Annotated in this window: 23 protein-coding genes; 11 read left to right on the top strand and 12 right to left on the bottom strand. The window is 74.7% G+C overall.

All coding sequences use genetic code 11. The features are described from left to right. Nucleotides 1-361: 361 nt before the first annotated feature. The 4 genes from OO57_RS34445 to OO57_RS34430 all read right to left on the bottom strand — a co-directional run bounded on the left by OO57_RS34445 (nucleotide 362) and on the right by OO57_RS34430 (nucleotide 2,501). Nucleotides 362-763, bottom strand: a complete 402-nt coding sequence (locus tag OO57_RS34445; protein ID WP_033256718.1) for an NUDIX hydrolase — start codon at nucleotides 761-763, stop codon at nucleotides 362-364. A gap of 33 nt (nucleotides 764-796) precedes the next feature. Next, nucleotides 797-1,267, bottom strand: a complete 471-nt coding sequence (locus OO57_RS34440; RefSeq protein ID WP_033256717.1) for a CYTH domain-containing protein — start codon at nucleotides 1,265-1,267, stop codon at nucleotides 797-799. A gap of 82 nt (nucleotides 1,268-1,349) precedes the next feature. Beyond that, a complete protein-coding gene (locus OO57_RS34435; protein ID WP_051778626.1) occupies nucleotides 1,350-1,553 on the bottom strand; it encodes a hypothetical protein in 204 nt (67 codons plus the stop codon). A gap of 129 nt (nucleotides 1,554-1,682) precedes the next feature. Further along, nucleotides 1,683-2,501 carry a methyltransferase domain-containing protein gene (locus tag OO57_RS34430; protein WP_033256715.1) on the bottom strand — a complete coding sequence of 273 codons (819 nt, stop codon included), beginning with the start codon at nucleotides 2,499-2,501 and terminating at the stop codon, nucleotides 1,683-1,685. 148 nt (nucleotides 2,502-2,649) lie between these two features. Here OO57_RS34430 and OO57_RS34425 point away from each other — a divergent pair, with 148 nt between their 5' ends. The 4 genes from OO57_RS34425 (at nucleotide 2,650) to OO57_RS34410 (ending at nucleotide 5,193) form a co-directional block, all read left to right on the top strand. Beyond that, a complete protein-coding gene (locus OO57_RS34425) occupies nucleotides 2,650-3,234 on the top strand; it encodes a pyridoxamine 5'-phosphate oxidase family protein (protein ID WP_033256714.1) in 585 nt (194 codons plus the stop codon). Between the two features lie 89 nt (nucleotides 3,235-3,323). Next, nucleotides 3,324-4,019, top strand: coding sequence for a RibD family protein (locus tag OO57_RS47285; RefSeq protein WP_033256713.1), 696 nt, complete (start codon nucleotides 3,324-3,326; stop codon nucleotides 4,017-4,019). Beyond that, the gene (locus tag OO57_RS47280) at nucleotides 4,006-4,467 is read left to right on the top strand and encodes a deaminase (protein ID WP_033256712.1); all 462 of its coding nucleotides are present in this window, start codon (nucleotides 4,006-4,008) and stop codon (nucleotides 4,465-4,467) included. The genes OO57_RS47285 and OO57_RS47280 overlap by 14 nt, the downstream gene beginning before the upstream one ends. Nucleotides 4,468-4,536: 69 nt before the next feature. Then, a complete protein-coding gene (locus OO57_RS34410; RefSeq protein ID WP_033256711.1) occupies nucleotides 4,537-5,193 on the top strand; it encodes an HAD-IA family hydrolase in 657 nt (218 codons plus the stop codon). An 8-nt stretch (nucleotides 5,194-5,201) separates the two neighbouring features. Here OO57_RS34410 and OO57_RS34405 read toward each other — a convergent pair whose 3' ends face one another. The 5 genes from OO57_RS34405 to ychF all read right to left on the bottom strand — a co-directional run bounded on the left by OO57_RS34405 (nucleotide 5,202) and on the right by ychF (nucleotide 9,993). Continuing rightward, nucleotides 5,202-5,942, bottom strand: coding sequence for an alpha/beta hydrolase (locus OO57_RS34405; RefSeq protein ID WP_033256710.1), 741 nt, complete (start codon nucleotides 5,940-5,942; stop codon nucleotides 5,202-5,204). 67 nt (nucleotides 5,943-6,009) lie between these two features. Beyond that, nucleotides 6,010-7,407 carry an MFS transporter gene (locus OO57_RS34400; RefSeq protein ID WP_033256709.1) on the bottom strand — a complete coding sequence of 466 codons (1,398 nt, stop codon included), beginning with the start codon at nucleotides 7,405-7,407 and terminating at the stop codon, nucleotides 6,010-6,012. Next, nucleotides 7,404-7,991, bottom strand: a complete 588-nt coding sequence (locus OO57_RS34395; RefSeq protein ID WP_033256708.1) for a TetR/AcrR family transcriptional regulator — start codon at nucleotides 7,989-7,991, stop codon at nucleotides 7,404-7,406. Before OO57_RS34395 ends, OO57_RS34400 begins: the two co-directional genes overlap by 4 nt. A 128-nt stretch (nucleotides 7,992-8,119) precedes the next feature. Then, nucleotides 8,120-8,797: a 2-phosphosulfolactate phosphatase gene (locus tag OO57_RS34390; protein WP_033256721.1), complete on the bottom strand. Its 678-nt coding sequence runs from the start codon at nucleotides 8,795-8,797 to the stop codon at nucleotides 8,120-8,122. Nucleotides 8,798-8,919: 122 nt separating this feature from the next. Further along, nucleotides 8,920-9,993 carry a redox-regulated ATPase YchF gene (ychF, locus tag OO57_RS34385; protein WP_033256707.1) on the bottom strand — a complete coding sequence of 358 codons (1,074 nt, stop codon included), beginning with the start codon at nucleotides 9,991-9,993 and terminating at the stop codon, nucleotides 8,920-8,922. Between the two features lie 327 nt (nucleotides 9,994-10,320). Here ychF and OO57_RS34380 point away from each other — a divergent pair, with 327 nt between their 5' ends. Further along, a complete protein-coding gene (locus tag OO57_RS34380) occupies nucleotides 10,321-10,755 on the top strand; it encodes a DUF6542 domain-containing protein (protein ID WP_158715326.1) in 435 nt (144 codons plus the stop codon). Nucleotides 10,756-10,786: 31 nt separating this feature from the next. Here the strand turns inward: OO57_RS34380 and ppgK are convergent, their stop codons facing one another. Further along, nucleotides 10,787-11,563: a polyphosphate--glucose phosphotransferase gene (ppgK, locus tag OO57_RS34375; RefSeq protein ID WP_051778624.1), complete on the bottom strand. Its 777-nt coding sequence runs from the start codon at nucleotides 11,561-11,563 to the stop codon at nucleotides 10,787-10,789. Nucleotides 11,564-11,706: 143 nt separating this feature from the next. Beyond that, on the bottom strand, nucleotides 11,707-12,681 hold the full coding sequence (locus OO57_RS34370) for a 4-hydroxy-3-methylbut-2-enyl diphosphate reductase (protein WP_033256706.1): 975 nt from the start codon (nucleotides 12,679-12,681) through the stop codon (nucleotides 11,707-11,709). A 73-nt stretch (nucleotides 12,682-12,754) separates the two neighbouring features. Here OO57_RS34370 and OO57_RS34365 point away from each other — a divergent pair, with 73 nt between their 5' ends. The 5 genes from OO57_RS34365 (at nucleotide 12,755) to OO57_RS34345 (ending at nucleotide 17,184) form a co-directional block, all read left to right on the top strand. Further along, nucleotides 12,755-14,098: an APC family permease gene (locus OO57_RS34365; RefSeq protein WP_033256705.1), complete on the top strand. Its 1,344-nt coding sequence runs from the start codon at nucleotides 12,755-12,757 to the stop codon at nucleotides 14,096-14,098. Between the two features lie 98 nt (nucleotides 14,099-14,196). Next, entirely contained in the window at nucleotides 14,197-15,414 is a 1,218-nt protein-coding gene (xseA, locus tag OO57_RS34360; RefSeq protein ID WP_033256704.1) for an exodeoxyribonuclease VII large subunit, read from the top strand. A 197-nt stretch (nucleotides 15,415-15,611) separates the two neighbouring features. Beyond that, nucleotides 15,612-16,136 (top strand): RNA polymerase sigma factor, encoded by a 525-nt coding sequence (locus OO57_RS34355; protein ID WP_158715325.1) that lies wholly within the window; start codon nucleotides 15,612-15,614, stop codon nucleotides 16,134-16,136. 85 nt (nucleotides 16,137-16,221) lie between these two features. Further along, nucleotides 16,222-16,461: an exodeoxyribonuclease VII small subunit gene (locus OO57_RS34350; RefSeq protein WP_033256702.1), complete on the top strand. Its 240-nt coding sequence runs from the start codon at nucleotides 16,222-16,224 to the stop codon at nucleotides 16,459-16,461. A 129-nt stretch (nucleotides 16,462-16,590) separates the two neighbouring features. Then, nucleotides 16,591-17,184, top strand: coding sequence for a malonic semialdehyde reductase (locus tag OO57_RS34345; protein WP_033256701.1), 594 nt, complete (start codon nucleotides 16,591-16,593; stop codon nucleotides 17,182-17,184). Nucleotides 17,185-17,253: 69 nt separating this feature from the next. On the opposite strand, the gene OO57_RS34340 is transcribed toward OO57_RS34345, so the two are convergent. Next, a complete protein-coding gene (locus tag OO57_RS34340; RefSeq protein ID WP_234337632.1) occupies nucleotides 17,254-17,781 on the bottom strand; it encodes a DUF4245 domain-containing protein in 528 nt (175 codons plus the stop codon). A gap of 204 nt (nucleotides 17,782-17,985) precedes the next feature. Between OO57_RS34340 and glpX the strand changes: the two genes are divergently transcribed. Continuing rightward, the gene (gene glpX / locus OO57_RS34335) at nucleotides 17,986-19,026 is read left to right on the top strand and encodes a class II fructose-bisphosphatase (protein ID WP_033256699.1); all 1,041 of its coding nucleotides are present in this window, start codon (nucleotides 17,986-17,988) and stop codon (nucleotides 19,024-19,026) included. Nucleotides 19,027-19,118: the final 92 nt, after the last annotated feature.

The following is a 19,118-nucleotide window of genomic DNA, read 5'->3' as shown; positions in this document are numbered from 1 at the left end:
GGGCCCGGGCCGCGGCCCGGCCGGCCGGGCCCGCGGGCAGCGCGGCGCCGCCGGGGCGCCGCGCCCCGCGCGCGGGCGGTCCGGACGCCTCGCGCTCTCCGCCGTCACCCGGCTTCGCCACCTACGGAGCCTCCGGCCGTCGCTGGGACGCCCCCGGCGGTCACCGGGGTCGGGCCGCCGCCACGCCGCGCCGCCGCGGGCTCACGGATCGTGACGAATGCTGCCGAACTCTGCCATACCCAGGGAATCGCGCCGCTATCCCGGCATACGGGTCGTCTGTCCGATTGGCGTACAGATCGGGTGTTTCGGCGTGCCGGGAGGGGGTTCGCCTGCTGCGCGGTGCGGTGCGCGCGGGCGGGCGTCAGTGCAGGCGGCCGTCGCGGTGCAGGTCGTCGAAGAGGACCTGGTCGACCGGGGGGACGCGGTCGCGGTCGGCGTAGCCGAACCACTCGACCTCCTCGATCTCGCTGCTGGCGGCGAGGGTGCCGGTGTAGTCGGCGGCGTAGCAGGCCATCGAGACCAGGGTGCCGGGGGCCTGGGCGTGGGCCTCGGCCCGGTAGGTGCCGACGTGGGTGACGGTGTCGGGGAGGATGGTGACGGTGAGTTCCTCGGCGACCTCGCGGACCAGGGTCTGCAGGTCGGTCTCGGCGCCCTCGCGCTTGCCGCCGGGGATGTAGAACACGTCCTTGCCGCGGGGGCGGGCGCACAGGATCCGGCCGCCCTCCAGCCGCACCCACGCCACCGTGTCGATCAGGTCTGCCATTGCCGTCCTCGCGCTCGTCGTACCGGCCCGACCCTACGGCAGGGGCGGGGCGTCGGCGGTGGCCAGCCGCCGGTTCTTGAACTCGGGGCGGTCGGTGACCTCGGGGCCGAACCAGGGCGGCGGGGTGAACGCGGCGGCCGCCTCCCGGTCGGTGAACTCGACCTCCACGGTGCGCAGTCCGGCCAGCCGGCCGCGGTAGGTGTCGACCACGGCCTCGTCCGGGCCGAGCGGGACGATCCGGCGGGTCTTGTCGACCCGGGCGTGCTCGGTGGCGGGCCACAGGTCGGCGAACTGCTCGGCGCTCAGCGGGGTCTCCCACTCGCCGCGGACCAGCCCGGCGCCGCGCTTGACGGTCAGCGAGCACTCCTCGCCCTGGCGGCGCACCCGCGCCTCGGCCCCCTCGGGCCCGAGCACCAGGTACCCCTGCCGGACCTCGAACTCCCGCCCGTCCGGGACGGGTCCGTCCTCCGGGACGAGGAACTTGCGCTCGATCTCGACGCCCACCCGGCCTCCTCGGCCTCCGCTCGCGGGGCGGCCTCCGCCGCCCAGGTGCCACGCTACGCGAGCGGGGCCGGACGGCGGGGGATCACGCGGGCCCGGCGGGCCGCTCCGGCTCCTCCGGCTCCTCGGGCTCGACCCAGTACAGCTGCTTGTGGCCGCGGGCCTCGAACTCGGCCGCCAGCGCCTCGGCTTCGGCCCTCCCGAGGCCGCGGGCGAGCAGGAAGCGGTTGCCGTTGTCGTCCTGGCGCATCACCCGGTGGGGGGCGGCCGGGCGCTCCTCTCGGTGCATGTCCACACGGTAGCGGTCCGACCCGGTGGGGGGCGGGTCGGACCGCCCGTCCGGCCACCAGGCCGGACGGCGAGTGCTACCGGGCAGTACGCGGCCGGCCAACGTCTCGTCAACCCGGATGCGTCCCAACTAGCTTACGCGTACCAGGAGTTCGCCGTGCAGTACGGCGAACCAGGCATCCGGATCGGCACCCCAGCGGGCCCAGCCCGCGGCGATCCGCTCCAGGTCGGCGGGGGTGGCCAGGCCCTCGGCCAGGGCGGTGTCGGCCAGCTTGGTGCGGGTCGTGCGCTCGGCCCAGCTCTGCGACCACCAGGCGCGCTCGTCGGCGGTGGCGAAGGTCCAACTGCTGGACGAGGGGACGACCTCGGCGCCCGGGGCGTCGGCCAGGCCGGCCGCGCGGGCCCAGGCCAGCAGGCGGCGGCCGGCGTCGGGCTCGCCGCCGTTGGTCCGGGCGACCTTCCGGTACAGGCCCAACCACTCGTCCAGCTCCGGCAGTTCGGGGTACCAGGTCATGGCGGCGTAGTCCGAGTCGCGGACCGCGATCACCCCGCCGGGGGCGGTGACCCGGCGCATCTCGCGCAGCGCGGCGACCGGGTCGGGCAGGTGCTGCAGCACCTGGTGGGCGTGCACCACGTCGAACGAGCCGTCGGCGTAGGGCAGCCGGTACACGTCGGCGACCTCGTACGACAGGTTCGCCAGCCCGCGGTCGGCGGCCAGCGCGGAGGCCTCGGCCAGCACCCCGGCGACCGGCTCGATGCCGACCACCCGGCCCTCGGGGCCGACCAGTTCGGCGAAGTCGGCGGTGATCGTGCCCGGGCCGCAGCCGACGTCCAGCAGCCGCTGCCCGGGGCGCAGTTCGGGCAGCAGGTAGGCGGCGGAGTTGGCGGCGGTGCGGCTGCGGTGCGAGCGCAGGACGGCGTTGTGGTGACCGTGGGTGTAGGCGGGCACGGCGGGACTCCCTCTCCCTCGAAGGCGGCTCCTGGCGACCTCTCCAGCATAGGAAAGTGTTCCACTGTTCGGACAAACTCGTCTCACATGACAAGACTGATGAACAATCACCTCGCCATCCGGACCCTGCGGGAGCAGAATCCTCCGCATGGGAAAGACCTATGAGCGCATCGATGCGAAGCTGCGCGCTTTCATCGAGAAGCAGCCCGTCTACTTCGTCGGCACCGCCCCGCTGGCCGCCGACGGCTTCCTCAACCTGTCGCCCAAGGGCCGGGCCGGGACGCTCGCCGTGATCGACGAACTGACCGTCGCCTACCTGGACTTCGGCGGCTCGCACGCCGAGACCATCGCCCACCTGCGGGAGAACGGGCGGATCATCCTGATGTGGTGCGCCTTCGAGGGTCCGCCGACCGTGCTGCGGGTGCACGGGCACGGCGAGCCGGTGTTCCGCGACGACCCGCGGTTCGCCGAGCTGCTCGCCCACTTCGACCCCGCCGCGGACGGCACCGCGCTGCGCGCGATCGTCCTGGTCCGGGCCGAGCGGGTCAGCGACTCCTGCGGGTTCGCCGTCCCGTTCATGGACTACCGGGCCGACCGGACGCTGCTCGCCGAGTTCTTCGACCGCAAGGGCGAGGACCGGTTCAGCGAGTACTGCGAGGGCAAGGAGAACGTCGCCGTCAGCATCAACGGGCTGCCCGCCCTGCCGCTGCCGGTGCCGCCCCGGCCGTCCTGAGCCGCCCTGAGCCGCCCTGAGCCGCCCCGGCCGGCGGGCGGCGTACGGTGTGGGGATCCCGCCGTCCGCCGACCCCGTGGAGTCCCGCCGTGCCCCGCCCCCACGTCCTGCTGAGCGCCGCGGTGTCGCTCGACGGCCACCTCGACGACGCCTCGCCCGAGCGGCTGCTGCTCTCCAACGCCGAGGACTTCGACCGGGTCGACGCGCTGCGCGCCGACAGCGACGCGATCCTGGTCGGCGGCGGGACGCTGCGCGCCGACAACCCCCGGCTGCTGGTCAACTCGGCCGAGCGGCGCGCCGGGCGGGTCGCCGCCGGGCGCCCCGCGCACCCGCTGAAGGTCACCCTGAGCGCGAGCGGGCGGCTCGACCCGGAGCTGAGGTTCTGGCACACCGGCGGCGCCAAGCTCGCCTACACCACCGACGCCACCGCGCCCGCGCTGCGCGCCGCGCTGGCCGGGGCGCCCGGCACCGAGGTGGTCGGCCTGGGCGCGGAGGTGCCGCTGGGCGCGGTGCTCGACGACCTGGGCGCGCGCGGGGTGCGCCGGCTGATGGTCGAGGGCGGCGGCGCCGTGCACACCCGGTTCCTCGCCGAGGGCCTCGCCGACGAGCTGCAACTGGCCGTCGCCCCGCTGCTGGTCGGCCAGGCCGACGCGCCGCGCTTCCTCTCCCCCGCCGCCTACCCCGGCGGCCCGGCCCGGCGGATGCGGCTGCTCGGGGCGCGTACGGTGGGGGACGTCGTCCTGCTGCGGTACGCCCCGAAGGAGTCCCCCGATGAGCACCGGTGACCGCGAGCGCGACCTCGGCTGGATGCGCCGCGCGATCGAACTGTCGAAGCGCTGCCCGCCCTCCACGACGGCCTTCTCGGTCGGCGCGGTGATCGTCGGCACGGACGGCGAGGTGCTCGCCGAGGGCCACAGCCGCGAGGTGGACGCCGTGAACCACGCCGAGGAGGCCGCACTCGGCAAGCTCCCCGCCGACGACCCCCGGCTGCGCACCGCCACCGTCTACTCCACCCTGGAGCCGTGCGGGCAGCGCGCCTCCCGCCCGCACCCCTGCGCCGAACTGCTCGTCGCGGCCGGAGTGCCGCGGGTGGTGGTGGCCTGGCGGGAGCCCGCGCTGTTCGTCGAGGCCTGCCAGGGCACCGCGCTGCTGACCGCCGCGGGCACCGAGGTGGTCGAGCTGCCGGAGCTCGCCGCGGCGGCCCGGGCGGTGAACGCGCACCTGGTGGGCTGAGGGCACCCCCGGACGGGTTTTGTACGATTGAGGAACAAACACCCGTACGAGGCCTCCCGAGGAGCCCCGATGCCCGTCCTCACCCCGCCGGTCCGGGCCGTCCTGCTCGACATGGACGGCACCCTGGTCAACTCCGACGCCGTGGTCGAACGCTGCTGGCGCCGCTGGGCCGAGCGCAACGGCCTGGACGGCGACGAGGTGATGCGGGTCGCGCACGGGCGGCAGGGCCACCTCACCATGGGCCTGCTGCTGCCCGGGCGCCCGGTGGAGCAGAACCTCGCCGAGAACGCGGTGATGCTCGACGAGGAGTCCTCCGACACCGACGGCGTGGTCGAAGTCCCGGGCGCCGCACGGCTGGTGGCCGCGCTGGCCGGGCTGCCGCACGCCCTGGTGACCTCCGCCGACGACCGGCTGGCCCGGGTCCGGATGGCCGCCGCCGACGTCCCGCTGCCGCCGCTGATGATCACCGCCGAGCACGTCGGCGCCAGCAAGCCCGACCCGGAGGGCTTCCTCAAGGCCGCCGCCGAACTGGGCGTCGCCCCCGCCGAGTGCCTGGTGCTGGAGGACTCCGAGGCGGGCATCGCCGCCGCCCGGGCGGCCGGCATGCCGGTGCTCGGCATCGGCCCGCGCGCCGCCGCCCACCGGCCCGACCACCACGTCGACGACCTGTCCGGCGTCTCCGTCAGCCGCGCGGCCGACGGCACCCTGGTCGTCGAACTGCCCTGAGGGCCGCCTCAGCCGGTGCCCGCCAGCAGCGCCGCGGCCACCCGCGCGCACTCCTCCGGACGCTCCCCCAGCCAGCGCCCGAGCAGGTGGTCGGCGCCCGGCAGGACGAGCCGGGCGTAGGACGCGGGGGCACCGGACGCCAGGCGCTGTGACCCGAGCGCGGCGTCCAGCGCGTGCGTCACCCCGGCCGGGATCACGCCGTCCGTCTCCGGCAGCACCAGCACCGCCCGGCCACCGAAGGCCGCGAAGGTCTCGAAGGCCGTGCTGCTGCGCCAACTCCCCTCGGTGCGCAGGGTGTTGGTGAACTCGGGCGCGGCGAAGGGCAGTTCGCGGGCCTCATGGGCGTAGGCGGCGGGCGCGCAGAGGCCGATCACCCTGGTGCGGACGCCGAGTTCGGGCATCCGCACCAGATCGGCGACGGTCTGGCCGCTCATCGAGAAACCCACCAGCAGCAGCGGCCCGACCGGAGCGTGCCGCTCCAGCACCGCCCTGGCCTGACGGGCCCGACGGGCCAACGAGAGCTCCCCGAGGGTGCCGCTGCTGGCCCCGTGCCCGGCGAAGTCGAACACCACGGAACGACACCCCGCGGACGCCAACTCCCGCGCCAGCGGCAGGCAGCGGTGCCGGTCACCGCTGCCCGCACCGTGCATCAGCAGCGCCGTGAGCGGCCGGGCCGGGGCCGACGGCTCGACCACGGTGCAGGCCAGGCGCTCGCCGTCCGCCTCGACGGTCGACTCGACGAAGTCCATCTGCACTCCCTGTCGGGTGGGGAAGGGTGGGGGAAGAGTGGGGAAGGGTAGGGGCGGGCCCAGGGTGTCACGCGCCGCCGACAGCGGGCTCGCGCAGCCGTCGGGTGCCCGGCAGGGCGGCGGCGGGCAGCAGGCCGAGGGCGGCGAGCAGCGCCAGGACGGGCAGGGGGCCGTGCGGTCCGGTGGCGGTGCCGGTGGCGGCCGCGATGCCCAGGGTCGGGCCGATGTTCACGGCGGTCTGCTTCAGGCCGCCGACCACCCCCGCGTACCCCGCCGGGGCGTCGCCGACCACGGTGCCGGTCGCCGTCACCATCACCGCCGCGAACCCCGCGCCCAACAGCGCCGACGCCACCCCCGTCGCCGCCACCGAGGCGCCCCCGCCGCCCGGCCCGGCCAGCCCCGCGATGCCCGCCACCAGCAGCGCCACCCCCGCCAGCGCCGTCCACCGGGGCCCCCGCGCCCGCAGCGTCCGTTCCGCCGCCGGGGCGCCCAGCACCATCAGCGCGGTCAGCGGCAGCATCCGCAGCGCCGTCTCCGACGGGCCGACGTGCAAGGCGTCCTGGAGTCGGAAGGTGGTGCTGAACAGCGTGCCGAACAGCCCCGCCGAGGCGGTCAGCAGCAGGAGCAGCGAGACCACCACCGGCCGCGAACGGACCACCGGCCGTGGCACCACCGGGCTCGCGGCCCGCCGCTCGTGCCCCGCCAGCACGCCGAACAGGGCTGCGGCCAGCGCGAGTTCGGGGGCCGCCCCGCCCCAGCCGCGCTCCGGGACGCGGGACAGCGCGTGCACCGAGACGGCCAGCGCCGCCGCGAGCAGGGCGGCGGCGGCGAGGCCGGACCGCCGGGCGGCCGCGTCCGCGGCCGCGTCCGCGGCCGCGTCCGTGTCCGCATTCGCGGCCCGGGGCGGGGCGGGGGCGGGGAGGGCGAGGGTCATGGCGGCGAGCAGGGCGGCGACCGGGACGTTGATCCAGAACACCGCGCGCCAGCCGAACCCGTCCACCAGCACCCCGCCGAGCAGCGGGCCCGCGCCCGCCGCCACCGCGATCGCCCCCGTCCGGACGGCGACCGCCCGGCCCAGCCGCTCCGGCGGGCAGCACAGCCGCAGCAGCGCGAGCGTGCCCGGCTGCAGCAGCGCGCCGAACACGCCCTGCACGACCCGCAGCCCGACCACCCAGCCGACGCCCGGCGCGAGCGCGACGCCCGCCGAGGCCGCGCCGAAGCCCAGGACGCCCGCCAGCAGCGTCCGGCGGTGGCCGTACCGGTCGCCGAGCCGCCCCGCGAGTACCAGCAGGGCCGCGACGGCCACCAGGTAGCCGGTGCTCGTCCACTGCAACTCGGCTGCGGTGGCGTCGAGTTCGCGCCGCATGCCGGGCTGCGCCATCAGCAGCACCGTGCCGTCCAGGGCCACCAGCACGGCCGCCCCGGCGCTCACCGGCAACGCGAGGCGGCTCGCGCCGCCGCTCACTGCGCGGCCCCGAGGTGCGCGGACAGCACCGCCTCCAGCAGCTCCTCCTCGCGCCCCTCCCCCAGCAGCAGCCCTGTGCTCCCCCAGCCCCGCAGCTGCGCCAGCCCGTGCAGGTTCGCCCACAGCGCGGCCGTCACCACCGGCGCCCGCTCCGCGTCCCCCGTGCACTCCCCGACCAGCCGCGCCAGCTCCCCGAACAGCGGCACCGTCGCCTCCCGCAGCCGCGGCCCCGCCGCCTCCAGCCCGTCGCTGCTCAGCAGGTCGTGCCGGAACATCAACTCGTACATCCCGCGCCGCTCGACGGCGTACGCCAGGTACGCCCGGGCGGCCCCCGCGACCCGCTCCCGCGGGCCCGTCCCCCGCACCGCCGCGAACCGCCCCGCCAACTCCTCGAACCCGCGCCGCGCCACCGCCGACAGCAGCTCCCGGTGCGTCGCGAAGTACCGCCGCGGCGCCCCGTGCGACACCCCGGCCCGCCGCGCGATCTCCCGCAGCCCGACCGCCCCCGACCCCTCCGCCAGCACCAACTCCACCCCGGCGTCCACCAGGCGCTCCCGCAGGGGGGTCTGCTCCTCGCTGTTCATGGACACTGTCTACCAGCGCCGAGTAGACAGTGTCTACCAACCCCTCCGGCGCCGTGTCCGGCCTCCCCCGGGCTCCGCGGCGCACCCGTGTCCCACCTGCCCCCGCACCCGCCGTTCCACGATCGGCCTCAGCCGACTCGTTCCCCGTACGGGCGCAGCACCATGAGTCCGTCCTCCGGGGCGGCGGCCATCGCGAAGGGGAAGCGGTCGAGTTCCAGGCAGAGCCGCACGTCGTCCTCGTGGACGCCCTCGCGGATGCCCTGGGCCAGTTCCGACGCGGCGGTGGAGGAGGCGGCGCGGCGGAGGTAGGGGGCGGGGTCGGGGGCGGGGCCGGTGGCGCGGTGGGCGATGTAGTGGGCGCAGGCGAGGTCCTCTTCGGCGCGGCCGTCCTCGCCGGTGACGACGAAGGTGACCGCGGGGCGGCCGTGCAGGGCGCGGGCGGTGGCCCCGGCGACCGCGAAGCTCGCGCACAGCACCAGGTCGGCGCCCCGCACGGCGAGTGCGCCGACCGTTCCGGCGGTGGTCTTCTGGACGACGGTGCGCCCGGCGAGGTCGGTGTCGCGGATCCGGCCGGGCGAGTTGACGGCGTCGAACCCGGGGGCGGGCGCCCCGTCCTTGAGGGCGATCCAGTCGGGGTGGCGGGCCTTCGACTCCAGTGCGGCGTCGAGCGATTCGGCGAGCACGATCCGCTCGGCGCCCTGCCCGAAGGCCCAGGCCGCGGTGGTGAAGGCGCGCATCACGTCGACGACGACGGCGACGGGCGGGGTGGCGGTGAGTTCGCCGATGGCGAGGAAGCTGGTCTCCATGGTCTCCATGACCGCCATGATCGCCCGGGCCGGGCCGTGCGGGCCCGGGGTTTTCCGCGCCCGGACGCGGCGAAGGGGCCGCCCTCCGGGGGGAGGACGGCCCCTTCGGGGCGCGGGGAGGGTCAGACGTTGAAGCGGAACTCGACGACGTCGCCGTCCTGCATGACGTAGTCCTTGCCCTCGATGCGGGCCTTGCCCTTGGCGCGGGCCTCGGTGAGGGAGCCGGCGGCGACGAGGTCGTCGAAGGAGGTGACCTCGGCCTTGATGAAGCCCTTCTGGAAGTCGGTGTGGATGACACCGGCGGCCTCGGGGGCGGTGGCGCCCTGCTTGATGGTCCAGGCGCGGGTTTCCTTGGGGCCGGCGGTGAGGTAGGTCTGCAGGCCGAGGGTGGCGAAGCCGACCCGGGCGAGGGTGGCGAGGCCGGGCTCGTCCTGGCCCATGGACTGGAGGAGTTCGAGGGCCTCGTCGTCGTCGAGCTCGATCAGCTCGGACTCGATCTTGGCGTTGAGGAAGATGGCCTCGGCGGGGGCGACCAGGGCGCGCTGGGCGTCCTTGAAGTCCTCGTCGGAGAGGGCGTCCTCGTCGACGTTGAAGACGTAGAGGAACGGCTTCGAGGTCATCAGGTGCAGGTCGCGGACGGCGGTGGTGTCGAAGCCGGCCTCGAAGAGGGTCTTGCCGGTCTCCAGGACGGCCTGGGCGGCCTCGGCGGCGGCGAGCACCGGCGCGGTGTCCTTCTTGAGCCGGGCTTCCTTCTGGAGCCGGGGCAGCGCCTTCTCGATGGTCTGCAGGTCGGCGAGGATCAGCTCGGTGTGGATGGTCTCGATGTCGTCCTTGGGCGAGACCTTGCCGTCGACGTGGACCACGTCGGGGTCGGTGAAGGCCCGGACGACCTGGCAGATCGCGTTGGCCTCGCGGATGTTGGCGAGGAACTTGTTGCCCAGGCCCTCGCCCTCGCTGGCGCCGCGGACGATGCCCGCGATGTCGACGAAGTCGACGGTGGCCGGGAGGATGCGCTGCGAGCCGAAGATCTCGGCGAGCTTGCCCAGCCGCGGGTCGGGGACACCGACGACGCCGACGTTCGGCTCGATGGTGGCGAACGGGTAGTTGGCCGCCAGCACGTCGTTCTTGGTCAGGGCGTTGAACAGGGTCGACTTGCCGACGTTCGGCAGGCCGACGATTCCGATCGTGAGCGACATGGAGAGTGGTGTCCCGGGGCTTGGAGGGCGTCGAGGTGGCCCGGTGCGGGCCGATCCCCCAGTCTACGGGGCGCGCGGGGGGACGGTTGAAGCGCGGTGGGGGCGCGCACCGACCGGACACGGACAATTGCTCGGGGGCCATTACACACGGTGTCGATGATCGGACCGTACGTTGGTCGGGTGGAGCAGAGCATCCGTACCCAGCCGCCAGGGCCGAGAAGGCGACCGCCCGGGCGCGGCGCCGGCGAGGCCGCCGTTCCGGGGCAGAGCGGGCCCCCCGAGTCGCGGTTGCGGTCGGCGTCCGGCGCCCGGACCGGCCCGCAGGCGTTGAAGCGCGCGGTGCAGCGGCTGCTGGCGGCGCGGCAGCGGCGCGGCGGGAGCGGGCGTCCGGCCCGGCTGACGGCGGTGGGCACCGGGGTCGTGGCGGTGGCCGGGACGCTGGTGTGCGCCGCGGTGGACCGGCTGCTGTTCGGCGGGCTCGGGGTGCTGTTCGGGCTCGGCTATCTGGTGGTGTGCTTCCAGCTGGCCGTGCGGGTGCGGTACTCGGACCTGCCGGCGGCGCCGATCTGCGGGCCGATCGCCTTCGCGGCGGCGCTGGTGCTGCTGCAGCCGGGCCCCTCGCAGGGCGTCACCGGCGAGGTGGTCGCGCTGGCCGGCGGGCTGGCGCTGCGGGCGGGCTGGCTGTTCACCGGCACCGCCCTGGCCGCCGCGATCGTCACTGCGCGTTACGTGGCCCAGCGCCGCCACCGCCGGGCCCGGTAGGACGCCCGGCAGGGCGGGAGCCCGGCCGGGCTCAGTGGCCGACCGGGGGCTCCGCGGCGGGCACGGTGGGCTGCAGGGTGGCCGCCATGGCGGCGCCGACGATGCCCGCGTCGTTGCGCAGTTCGGCGGGGACGACCTCGGCGCGGCGCTCCTTGAGCAGGGGCAGGAACTTCTCGTGCTTGCGGCTGACGCCGCCGCCGATCACGATCAGCTGCGGGGAGAACAGCATCTCGACCAGGTCGAGGTACTCGTCGACCCGCCCCGCCCACTCCGGCCAGCTGAGGTCGTGGCGCTCCTTGGCCGCGGAGGAGGCGCGCCGTTCGGCGTCCTTGCCGCGCAGTTCGAGGTGGCCGAGTTCGGTGTTGGGGACGAGCACGCCGTCGGAGAACAGGGCGCTGCCGATGCCGGTGCCGAAGGTGAGCAGCAGGACGACGCCGCCCCGGCCGCGTCCGGCGCCGTAGGTGACCTCGGCGATGCCGGCCGCGTCGGCGTCGTTGACCACGGTGGCGGGCAGGCCGAGGGCCTCGCTGAAGCGGGCGGCGGCGTCCAGGCCGATCCAGCCCTTGTCGACGTTGGCGGCGGTGGTGGTGCGCCCGTCGACGACCACGCCGGGGAAGGTCAGGCCGACCGGCCCGCGGTGGTCGAAGTGCCGGACGACCTCGCGGACCGCCGCGATCACCTCGTCCGGTCCGGAGGGGTGCGGGGTGAGCACCTTGTGGCGCTCCTGGGCGAGGGCGCCCCTGTCCAGGTCGACCGGTGCGCCCTTGATGCCCGAGCCGCCGATGTCCACGCCGAAGACCGTCGTCACTGCCGTCGCCTCCCGTGCCCGCCGGGGGCGTCCGCTGCCCGCCGGCCCTCGCACCAACGTACGGGGGGACGGGGGCGGGCGCAGCCCGTTCGAACGGACGGTGCCCGGTCCCGACGGGCGGGACCGGGCACCGGAGGGGTGGGTCAGACCTTGCCGGCGGCTTCGGCGCGCAGGTCGCGGCGGAGCTCCTTGGGGAGCGAGAAGATGAGGTGCTCCTCGGCGGTCTTGACGATCCGGACGTCCGCGAAGCCGTGCGAGGCGAGCAGTTCGAGCACGCCGTCGACCAGGACCTCCGGCACCGAGGCGCCGCTGGTCAGGCCGACCGTGGTGACGCCCTCCAGCCAGGCCGGGTCGATCTCCTCGGCGAAGTCGACCAGGTGGGCGGCCTTGGCGCCGTACTCGAGGCCGACCTCGACCAGCCGGACCGAGTTGGAGGAGTTCTTGGAGCCGACCACGATCAGCAGGTCGGCCTCGGGGGCGAGCTGCTTGACGGCGACCTGGCGGTTCTGGGTGGCGTAGCAGATGTCGTCGCTGGGCGGGGAGACCAGCAGCGGGAAGCGCAGCTTGAGGGCGCCGACGGTCTCCATGGTCTCGTCCACCGAGAGGGTGGTCTGGGAGAGCCAGACCAGCTTGGACTCGTCGCGCACCTTCACGTTCGCGACGTCCTCCGCGCCGTCCACCAGGTGGATCCGCTCGGGGGCCTCGCCCATGGTGCCGACGACCTCCTCGTGGCCCTCGTGGCCGATCAGCAGGATGTCGTAGTCCTCGTCGGCGAACCGGCGGGCCTCCTTGTGCACCTTGGTGACGAGCGGGCAGGTCGCGTCGATGGTGGCGAGCTTGCCGGCCTCGGCCTCGTCGTGCACGGACGGGGCGACGCCGTGCGCCGAGAAGACCACGATCGATCCCTCGGGCACCTCCTCCGTCTCGTCGACGAAGATCGCGCCCCGCTTCTCCAGGGTCTGCACGACGTACTTGTTGTGGACGATCTGCTTGCGGACGTAGATCGGCGCCCCGTACTGCTCCAGGGCCTTCTCCACGGCGATCACGGCGCGGTCGACGCCCGCGCAGTAACCCCGGGGGGCGGCGAGCAGGACACGGCGCTGGGCGGTGGTCGACATGGCTCCATCGTACGGGCGAGTCCCGCGGGGCCGGACGCGCGTCGCCGCTGCCGGGCGGGCGCGAGCCGGTGGAATGGCGAGGGTGAGCACACAGGCGCGGACCGCTGAGCTGCGGCGCACCCTCGGGGTGCGGGATCTGATGGTGTACGGGCTGCTGTTCATCGCCCCGATGGCGCCGGTCGGCGTGTTCGGCGTGCTGGACGCGAAGAGCCACGGCGCGGTGGCCGCGGTGTACCTGGTGGCGACGGTGGCGATGGGGTTCACCGCGCTGTCGTACGCCGAGATGGTGCGGGCGGTGCCGCGGGCCGGGTCGGTGTTCGCGTACGCGCGGGCCGGGTTGGGCGAGGGGGCGGGGTTCGTCGCCGGGTGGATGGCGATGCTGGACTACCTGCTGATCCCCGCGGTGGCGTACCTGTTCTCCGGGATCGCGCTGAACTCGCTGGTGCCGGACGTCTCGCGCTGGGTGTGGACGGTGCTGGCGGTGCTGGTCACCACGGCGCTGAACCTGGCCGGGGTGCGGACGGCCGCGGCGGTGGGGTTCGTGGTGCTGGCGGTGGAGGTCGTGGTGCTGGCGGTGTTCGTGGTCGCCGCGGTGGTGGTGCTGGCCCGGGACGGGGCGGCCCGCGACTGGGGCTCCCCGTTCGGGGGCGTCGGCGCGTTCTCGTTGACGGCGGTGCTGTCGGCGGTGTCGGTGGCGGTGCTCTCCTACCTGGGCTTCGACGCGATCGCCTCCTTCGTCGAGGAGGCCGTCGGCGCCTCGGCGGCGGTGGCCCGGGCGGTGCTGTGGTGCCTGGCCCTGGCCGGGCTGCTGTTCGTGGTGCAGACGTACCTGGCGGCGGTGCTGGAACCGACCGCGCCGCAGCAGCTGGCCGCCGACCCGGAGGCGCAGGGCTCCGCCTTCTACGACACCGTGGAAGCCTCGGTCGGGCACTGGCTGCACGTGCTGATCGCCGCGTCCAAGGCCGTCGGGGCGGCGTTCGCGGCCCTGGCCGGGCAGGCCGCGGCCGGGCGGCTGGTGTTCGCGATGGGCCGGGAGGGGCGGCTGCCGCGGGCCCTGGGCGTGGTCGACGGGCGGACGGCGGTGCCCCGGCGGGCGCTGCTGACCGCGGCCGTGATCACGCTGGTCGCGGCGGTCTGGGCGGCCCGCCGCGACGACGGGCTCGACCAGCTGACCTCGGTGGTCAACGTCGGCGCGCTCACCGCGTTCGTGCTGCTGCACGCCTCGGTGGTGGGCTGGTACGTGGTGCGCGGCGGCTCGCGGGACTGGCTGCGGCACGGGGTGGTGCCGCTGCTGGGGGTCGCGGTGCTGGTGGCGGTGCTGGTGGAGGCCTCGCACCCGGCGCAGGTGGTGGGGGCGGTGTGGCTGGGGGTGGGGCTGGTGGTGCTCGTCGCCCAGCGCGGGCGGGAGGCGCGCTGACGGGAGGCGCGGAACGGACTGCTGCGCGGGCCGGGGTGGCACGGCCGGGGGCTCGCGCGTGCCGGTCGCGCGTCCGTGGCAGCGGTTAGCCTCGGGGGATGGCCAATGCGAGCAGTCCGGAAGCGCCCCTGCCGGTGGGGAAGGTCTCGGCGTTGATCGGGGGGTGGGTCGACCGGCTGGGCGAGGTGTGGGTGGAGGGGCAGATCGCGCAGCTGAACCGGCGGCCGGGGGCCGGGATGGTGTTCCTGACGCTGCGGGACCCGGACCGGGACGTCTCGTTGACGGTGACCTGCTTCCGGCAGGTGTTCGAGCAGGTGGCGGACGCCGTGCAGGAGGGGGCCCGGGTGATCGTCCGGGCGAAGCCGGAGTGGTACACGGCGCGCGGGGCGCTCTCGCTGCGGGCCTCCGAGCTGCGGCTGGTCGGGCTGGGCGAACTGCTGGCGCGGCTGGAGCAGTTGAAGCGGCGGCTGTTCGCCGAGGGGCTGTTCGAGGACGCCCGGAAGCAGCCGCTGCCGTTCCTGCCGGGCTGCGTGGGCCTGGTGACCGGCCGCGGTTCGGCGGCCGAGCGGGACGTGCTGGAGAACGCCCGGCGGCGCTGGCCGGCCGTCCGCTTCGAGGTGCGCAACGTGCCGGTGCAGGGGCCGCAGGCGGTGGGCCGGGTGTGCGAGGCGGTGCGGGAGCTGGACGCGCTGCCGGAGGTCGAGGTGATCGTGGTGGCCCGCGGCGGCGGCAGCGTGGAGGACCTGCTGCCGTTCTCCGACGAGGAGTTGGTGCGGACGGTGGCGGCGGCCCGGACGCCGGTGGTGAGCGCGATCGGGCACGAGCCGGACCGACCGCTGCTGGACTTCGTCGCGGACTTCCGGGCGTCCACCCCGACCGACGCGGCGAAGCGGGTGGTGCCGGACGTGGGCGAGGAGCTGGCCCGGGTGCGGCAGTTGCGCGACCAGGCGCGGCGGGCCGTGCTGCACCGGGTGGAGCGGGAGTCGGCGGGGCTGGCCTCGGTGCGCAGCCGTCCGGCGCTGGCGGCGCCGACCGAGGCGGTGGCGGCCCGCGGCGCGGAGGTGGAGGCGCTGGTGGAGCGGTCCCGGCGGGCGCTCGGGCACCGGCTCGACCTCGCGCAGAGCGACCTGGGGCACGCGCTGGCCCGGGTGGTGGCGCTGTCGCCGCTGGCCACCCTGGAGCGCGGGTACGCGGTGCTGCAGAAGGCGGACGGCACGGTGCTGACCGACCCGGCGCAGGCCGCGGACGGGGAGGCGCTGCGGGCCCGGGTCGCGGGCGGGTCGTTCGGGGTGCGGGTGGAGCCCGGCGCGGGCTGACCGTCCGTCGACAATCCGGTGGCGGCTCGCGGAATTGCCCGCGAGCCCCCCTCCGCGCGGGAATCGACGGGAATTCACGTTGCTTTCCCGTGAACTGCTTGCCCCGGGTCGGACCGGGTCATAGTGTGACGGGCCTTCCCTTTTCCGGCATTTTCCGGAGGTTTGGCATGGACGTCTCCCCGTCGGACGGACCGGTGGTGACGCCCGCGCTGATCGAGGCGGCCAAGTCGGGGAACCGCGATGCCTGGGCGGACATCTACCGGTGCTACCACGGCGCGGTGCTGGCGTTCCTGCTGCGCCGCACCGGGAGCCGGCCGCTGGCCGAGGACCTGGCCCAGGACACTTTCGTCCGCGCGATGGCGGGAATTCGCGGTTTCCACTGGACGGGCACGGATCTCGGCGCGTGGATGTTCACCATCGCCCGCAATGTGCTTCTGGACCACGAGAAACGGCGCTCCACCCGCCGGGAGTCGGCGGTGGCCGCGGTCGCCGACCGCGATTCCGGGGTGCGGGTGGAGGATTCGGTGATCGCCGCGGCCGAGGCGGAGCGGGTGGGGGCGGCGCTGTCGGTGCTGAACGAGCGGCAGCGCTCGGTGCTGCGGCTGCGGTACTGGGACGGGCTGAGCTCGGTGGAGATCGCCGACCGGATCGGTCTGCGGGTGGGCGCGGTGAAGACGCTGACGTACCGGGCCCGGCTGAACCTGCGGCGCACGCTGGCGTAGGGCGCGCGGCCCCGGCGGCCGGGGCGCCGCCGGGGCCGGGGCGGGGTGCGACGGGTTTGTCGGGGGCAGCGCCTACCCTGGCGGCATGGCAGATCAGCGCGGTCGGCAGGGAGCAGGTCCTCAGGAGTCGCTCGGCTACGAGCAGGCGCGGGACGAACTGCTGCAGGTGGTGCGGCAGTTGGAGACCGGCGGGACGACACTGGAGGAGTCGCTGGCACTGTGGGAGCGCGGCGAGGAGCTGGCCAAGGTCTGCCAGCGCTGGCTGGACGGCGCCCGGGCCCGGCTGGACGCGGCGATGGCCGTGGAGGAGCCCGCCGGGGAGTGACCGGCGGGGCCTCCGTGTGACGCACGTCACGGCGGGAGCCGGGAATGGTTTAAGTTTCATCGAAGTTGGACCTCATCGTGCGGCACCCAGCCGCCGGACCGGACCCCAGCTTGAGGTAGGACACAGACCATGACCCTGGCACTCGACGCCGCCGCCCAGGACCTGCTCTTCCGCGAGGCCCGCACCGCCAACACCTTCTCGGACGAGCCGGTCAGCGACGAGCAGGTCCAGGCCATCTACGACCTGGTGAAGTACGGCCCGACCGCGTTCAACCAGCAGCCGCTGCGCATCGTCCTGGTCCGCTCCGAGGAGGGCCGCGCCCGCCTCGTCCAGCACATGGCCGAGGGCAACCAGGCCAAGACCTCCGCCGCGCCGCTGGTCGCCATCCTCGCCGCCGACAACGAGTTCCACGAGGAGCTCCCGTCGCAGCTGCCGCACTTCCCGCAGGCGAAGGACATGTTCTTCTCCGAGCGCCCGGTCCGCGAGGCCTCCGCCACCCTGAACGGCGCCCTGCAGGCCGCCTACTTCATCATCGGCGTCCGCGCCGCCGGCCTGGCCGCCGGCCCGATGACCGGCTACAACGCCGAGGGCATCAACAAGGAGTTCTTCGGCGACGGCGAGCACTCGGTGCTGGCCGTGGTCAACATCGGCAAGCCGGGCGAGGACGCCTGGTTCCCGCGCAGCCCGCGCCTGGCCTACGACGAGGTCGTCACCACCGTCTGATCCCGGACGCCGCGTGACCGCGAAGGCCCCCGCCGTACCCCGGCGGGGGCCTTCGCCGTACCGCGGGGCCTACTTCAGGGTCTCGGCGAGCCGGGCCAGCTCCTCGTACGAGGCGGTGCCGGTGAGCACCGTGGTGCCGGTCTCCCCCGCCGGGCGGACCAGCGCCCGGTAGCGGTCGCCCTGCACCCGCTGCCACTCCTGGCCCGCCACGGTGACGGTGCCGTCCGGCTGGGCGCCCGGCACGTTCCGCTCCACCACGTCCGCGGACTTGCCGTCGCTCTGCTCGATCGCCGCGTACTGGCCGGAGGCGGTGTTGATGCCCAGGTGCCAGGCGGCGCGGCCCTTGTCGTTGGGGCTGTAGCTCACCGAGGTGGCCGTCCAGCCGTCCGGCAGCCGGTCCGGGCCCAGCAGCGGGTACGGTGCGGCGCGCTTCGCCGAGGCGAGCTCGACCTGGTACGGCACGGCGTGCACGCCGCCCTTGCCGTCCGCGCTGGGGATCGAGAAGTACGCGACCACCACCACGACGCCGACCGCCGCCATCGACAGGACCATGTCCCGTACCGTCTGACGGCCCCTCTTGCTGCTGTTGCCTGCCACCCGCCCATGGTAGGCGGCGCTTACGCGGGCGCCGCGCACCGGTGTGCCGGTCGGTGCCGGTCGGTGCCGGTAAGGGGCGGGCGAGGCGGGCGCCACAGACACCCGTTCCACCTGCCGATACGATCGCAGCAACCCTCAACGCAGCACTGGTGACGCTCCGCGTCCCGGTGCTGACTGGCCGTCGCGTACAGAGAGGTAACGACGATGACCACGCAGTACCCGCACCACCTCCCCTCCGCCCTCGAGGTCGCGCCGGAAGCGCCCGACCGCAACCTCGCCCTCGAACTGGTCCGGGTCACCGAGGCCGCCGCGATGGCGGCCGGCCGCTGGGTCGGCCGGGGCGACAAGAACGGCGCCGACGGCGCGGCCGTGAAGGCAATGCGCACCCTCGTCTCCACCGTCTCGATGAACGGCGTCGTCGTCATCGGCGAGGGCGAGAAGGACGAGGCCCCGATGCTCTACAACGGCGAGCGGGTCGGCGACGGCACCGGCGCCGAGTGCGACGTCGCCGTCGACCCGGTGGACGGCACCACCCTCACCGCCAAGGGCATGAACAACGCCGTCGCGGTGCTCGCGGTCGCCGACCGCGGCACCATGTTCGACCCCAGCGCGGTCTTCTACATGGACAAGCTGGTCTGCGGCCCCGAGGCCGCCGACTACGTCGACATCACCGCCCCGCCCGCGGTCAACATCCGCCGGGTCGCCAAGGCGAAGGGCTCCGCCGTCGAGGACGTCACCGTCGTCGTGCTCGACCGGCCCCGGCACGAGGACCTGGTCCGGGAGATCCGCGAGGCCGGCGCCCGGATCAAGTTCATCTCGGACGGCGACGTGGCCGGTGCGATCATGGCCGCCCGCGAGGGGACCGGCGTCGACCTGCTGATGGGCGTCGGCGGCACCCCCGAGGGCATCATCGCCGCCTGCGCGATGAAGTGCATGGGCGGCGTCATCCAGGGACGGCTGTGGCCCAAGGACGCGGCGGAGCGGCAGAAGGCGATCGACGCCGGGCACGACCTGGACCGCGTCCTGACCACGGACGACCTGGTCAGCGGCGAGAACGTGTTCTTCGTCGCCACCGGCATCACCGACGGCGAACTGCTGCGCGGCGTCCACTACCGCCAGGAGACCGCCACCACCTCGTCGCTGGTGATGCGCTCCAAGAGCGGGACGATCCGGCGGATCGACTCCACCCACAAGCTCGCCAAGCTGCGGGCGTACAGCGCGATCGACTTCGACCGGGCCAACTAGATGATTGATGCCAAGGGCTAGTGGTCGTAGGCGGTCAGCGAGCGTTTGACGGGTTGGCCGGTGTGGTCGTTGTGCCAGATCACGCTGGTCAG

It is taken from the genome of Kitasatospora phosalacinea (assembly GCF_000717185.1).
Taxonomy (GTDB): Bacteria; Actinomycetota; Actinomycetes; order Streptomycetales; family Streptomycetaceae; genus Kitasatospora; species Kitasatospora phosalacinea_A.
Note: the sequence above shows the minus strand (reverse complement) of the source record. Positions and strands in the feature narration are given on the sequence as shown.

Bases quoted from the DNA above. Each gene is read 5' to 3' on its own strand.
- OO57_RS34445 (WP_033256718.1), bottom strand. From the start codon at position 763: ATGGCAGACCTGATCGACACGGTGGCGTGGGTGCGGCTGGAGGGCGGC.
- OO57_RS34435 (WP_051778626.1), bottom strand. From the start codon at position 1,553: ATGCACCGAGAGGAGCGCCCGGCCGCCCCCCACCGGGTGATGCGCCAG.
- OO57_RS34425 (WP_033256714.1), top strand. From the start codon at position 2,650: ATGGGAAAGACCTATGAGCGCATCGATGCGAAGCTGCGCGCTTTCATC.
- OO57_RS47280 (WP_033256712.1), top strand. From the start codon at position 4,006: ATGAGCACCGGTGACCGCGAGCGCGACCTCGGCTGGATGCGCCGCGCG.
- OO57_RS34410 (WP_033256711.1), top strand. From the start codon at position 4,537: ATGCCCGTCCTCACCCCGCCGGTCCGGGCCGTCCTGCTCGACATGGAC.
- OO57_RS34405 (WP_033256710.1), bottom strand. From the start codon at position 5,942: ATGGACTTCGTCGAGTCGACCGTCGAGGCGGACGGCGAGCGCCTGGCC.
- OO57_RS34395 (WP_033256708.1), bottom strand. From the start codon at position 7,991: ATGAACAGCGAGGAGCAGACCCCCCTGCGGGAGCGCCTGGTGGACGCC.
- OO57_RS34390 (WP_033256721.1), bottom strand. From the start codon at position 8,797: ATGGAGACCAGCTTCCTCGCCATCGGCGAACTCACCGCCACCCCGCCC.
- ychF (WP_033256707.1), bottom strand. From the start codon at position 9,993: ATGTCGCTCACGATCGGAATCGTCGGCCTGCCGAACGTCGGCAAGTCG.
- OO57_RS34370 (WP_033256706.1), bottom strand. From the start codon at position 12,681: ATGTCGACCACCGCCCAGCGCCGTGTCCTGCTCGCCGCCCCCCGGGGT.
- OO57_RS34365 (WP_033256705.1), top strand. From the start codon at position 12,755: ATGGCGAGGGTGAGCACACAGGCGCGGACCGCTGAGCTGCGGCGCACC.
- xseA (WP_033256704.1), top strand. From the start codon at position 14,197: ATGGCCAATGCGAGCAGTCCGGAAGCGCCCCTGCCGGTGGGGAAGGTC.
- OO57_RS34350 (WP_033256702.1), top strand. From the start codon at position 16,222: ATGGCAGATCAGCGCGGTCGGCAGGGAGCAGGTCCTCAGGAGTCGCTC.
- OO57_RS34345 (WP_033256701.1), top strand. From the start codon at position 16,591: ATGACCCTGGCACTCGACGCCGCCGCCCAGGACCTGCTCTTCCGCGAG.
- glpX (WP_033256699.1), top strand. From the start codon at position 17,986: ATGACCACGCAGTACCCGCACCACCTCCCCTCCGCCCTCGAGGTCGCG.